General features: G+C 49.4%; 4 protein-coding genes. 3 read left to right on the forward strand and 1 reads right to left on the reverse strand.

All coding sequences use genetic code 11. The annotated features are described in order from the left end of the window. Positions 1-97 precede the first annotated feature (97 nt). From ABYT30_RS17590 to ABYT30_RS17600, 3 genes are all read left to right on the forward strand, one after another. On the forward strand, positions 98-1231 hold the full coding sequence (locus ABYT30_RS17590) for a sulfotransferase (RefSeq protein ID WP_373097781.1): 1134 nt from the start codon (positions 98-100) through the stop codon (positions 1229-1231). Positions 1232-1255: 24 nt separating this feature from the next. Beyond that, entirely contained in the window at positions 1256-2305 is a 1050-nt protein-coding gene (locus ABYT30_RS17595) for a hypothetical protein (protein WP_373097783.1), read from the forward strand. A 156-nt stretch (positions 2306-2461) separates the two neighbouring features. After that, complete coding sequence (locus ABYT30_RS17600; protein ID WP_373081342.1) at positions 2462-2650, forward strand: hypothetical protein; 189 nt, start codon at positions 2462-2464, stop codon at positions 2648-2650. An 85-nt stretch (positions 2651-2735) separates the two neighbouring features. Here ABYT30_RS17600 and ABYT30_RS17605 read toward each other — a convergent pair. Then, positions 2736-3198: MAPEG family protein (locus ABYT30_RS17605; RefSeq protein ID WP_373097785.1), on the reverse strand; the 463-nt coding region annotated here is incomplete at its 5' end.

Below are 3198 nucleotides of genomic sequence, written 5' to 3' on the forward strand. Positions count from 1 at the left end.
CATGCTAGCATGGTGACAGCGTTATGCCAATCATCGACATCCGCAATATCAATAAAAGCCATTTGTAAGGCGATAACAATAAAAGAAGGCGAAGTATATGGAAGAGGTGAGTACCTTATTAGCGACGGCGCGCAGTGCAACGGGCTTGTCAGATTTTGGTTCTGACTCGTTTATGGAAGGGCTGGAAATTCTGGTCAAGGCGCTACGTGACGAGGCTAATCTCAATGCCATGGGCGACGGCTTTTTACAGGGGCGGATTGTCGGCCACTTAAAGCAGCGCCTGCAGATTGAAGATTGGTATCGGCGTCATCCAGAGATTGACGATGAAGTCATTGCCGCGCCATTGATTGGTATTAGCTTGCCGCGCACGGGTTCCACGGCCCTGTCATTTTTACTGGGGCAAGATGAAAATGCGCGCTACCTCCGCAGCAGTGAAGCGTCTGAGCCCTGTCCGCCGCCGTGCACATTGGCGCCAACGGGAAAAAAGATTCATCCCGATATTGCCTCTAATATGGCAGCAGGACAAAAATCCCACGTGCCATTGGGCGATGACGGCCCCGCCGAGTGCCAAGATCTAATGGCCTTGGATTTTAAGTCGCAAATATTTTTGGCCTTTGCGCAGGTTCCTTCGTACGCGGACTGGTTGCTCAATGCCGATTTGACCTCGACCTACCAATATCAGCGACGTGCTCTGAAGCTATTGCAATGGCGGCGGCCAAGTAAGTCGTGGCGGTTAAAGTGCCCAACCCATTTGATTTATTTGAATGATTTGAACAAAGCGTTTCCCGACGCAAAATTTGTAATGACGCACCGTGACCCAACGGATGTCATGCTGTCGGTGATTGACGTGTATGTTGATATCGTTAGCCGTTTTACTGACCACACCGACGTCGCCTATCTTGCTGAGCTGAATATTCGCCAGTGGTCGGAGGGCATGCGCCGCGCTTTGGCTTTTCGGGATGCCGGCAACGAATCTCGTTTTTACGACATTCATTTTCGCGCCATGCACAACGATCCGGTTGCAGAAGTAAGGGGGCTGTATCAGTGGTTGGGTGAGCCGCTAAGCGAACAATTTGAAATTGGAATGAAGCAGTGGTGGCAGGAAAATTCTGAAAATCGCGAACCGAGCAGTGTTAAGAAACCTGAAGACTACGGCGTGAATCTTGAACAGTTGCGGCCATTATTCGCAGAATATGTCGACCGATTACCGGCGTGGACGAATAAAGGCTAAATTCATTCAAAAAGAGTGCACAAAATGAACTTAACAATTGAGCAAATTGCGAATGGTCTAACGACCGAACATGAAATGTTTTTCCCAGAGCAGCCAGAAAATCCAGAAATGCGAGAAAGTACCTCCATCTGGTTGTTTGAGGAAAATGGTGAATTTGGTTTTCCCCGGATTGGCATAGAGGGCGAGGCCCACTCTTGGGATAATCGCTATTACAGTGCGAATTTCGGTTTGGGTGAGGGCAGGGTGTTGCGCGATGGTAATCGCGGTGGCGTGCCATCGCCCTTTGATGCACAAGGGCGAGCAGCCGTATTTGGTGCTGGACCTCTTCGGTTTCAGTGTTTAGAACCCTTTAAAAGATGGCGGGTGTCCTATGATGGAACAGCCGCAGACGGTACAGCAGATCAACAAATCGCGGGCACGGTGGATGAATCGAAGCGCACCGCGCTGAAGTTTGACGCAGAACTCACGATGGTGACGCCCTGTTGGGTCCAAGATAATTCGGCGGAAAAAGTGGCGAAAATGTCCAAAGCCGCTGCTGAAGAAGCAACCAGCATGGGGATAGGCTGGCGCTTAGAACATATGTTTCGCGGCGAAGGTACATTGACGGTCGACGGTAAAACCCGGGATTTTAAGGCTGTCGGTTCCCGCATCAAACGGCAAAGTATACGGCCACTTAACTTCTTCCGCGGGCATTGCTGGCAGTCTGCCGTGTTCCCTGATGGCAGCGCCTTTGGCTATATCGCTTACCCCTCAACGAGTGACGGCACGCCACCTTATAACGACGGCTATATATTTAAAGACGGCAAGATGTACCCAGCCAAGGCCATCAACAAACCTTGGTTAACAAAAATTGTCGCTGACGGCGACGACGTCTCCGTTGAACTGGAGTCTGAGCTGGGGATTACCCGTATTTCCGGTACGACGGCGTTCTCCTCATTTCACATAATGGATACGGAAAACAGCCGCTTTAACTTGAACCAGAGCGGCGCTTGTTACTCCTGGGATGGGCAAACAGCCTACGGCATGATCGAACGCTCGGCGACTGATGAACAAATGGCGAGTTGGTCTAAGTAGATTTAATTTGGCTTTCCTGAGGTCGCTGTCGCGACCTTGCATTTTTTCAAACTGTCATAAAATCATCGCTAAAATGTCATTCACTCCCTATAGCATTCCCTCTGTCGCTAGGGCGGCGGCCTAGGCTTATATGCTTCAGAATAAAGGGGTTGAGACATGGATCGCTATATCAAACAACACGGTACACACTCTAATCAATATCAGCAAAGTCTGAGAGTTGAGATCTCACGGCAGGTAGATGAGTTTTTAAACAGTGGTGGCAAAATCGAACAACTAAACGGGCCGCAGTTTCAGCCTCATCGCGCGGTGCGTATTAGCAACGCCTTGATTACCGAAGCCATCTAATAAAGAATAATAAAAAAGCGCTGCTATGCCCCACAAAGACGTGGGGCTAGCCAGCGCTACCTATTCAAGACCTCATTAAATTAGCTTAGAAAATAATCAGGCAGGCTCGAATTGCCATGACTAGCAGGGCTATTGAAGTGAGTAAAAATAGAGCAAAGCGCACCATTACAATATTGCTCGTAGCGTGAACAAGACTGTGAGCAATACGGCCACCAACATAAAACCAAGCCAGCATTAAATTGAAACCTTCCCCCGCACCAAGCATTGCTAATACTAGGGCTGTCGCGTAGAAAATCGTGGGTTGTTCCATTAAGTGATTGTAGTTATCGGCTTTCCACTGAATGTGGGGAGGCATCTGCTTGCCTAACTCGCTGGTGCGTTGGCCGGCATCGCGACCGAGCTTTAATTTTGGTATGGCGGGCAGGCGGGTCGCAGCCATCCAAAACATCATCACAAAGCTCCACAGTACCAAGACCATAATGGGCGCGAGAATTGCTGAGGGTTCAAACATGGTGATTTCCTTCTTATTTAAATATGAGTGTAGGTAG

It is taken from the genome of Zhongshania sp. (assembly GCF_041623545.1).
Lineage (GTDB): Bacteria > Pseudomonadota > Gammaproteobacteria > Pseudomonadales > Spongiibacteraceae > Spongiibacter.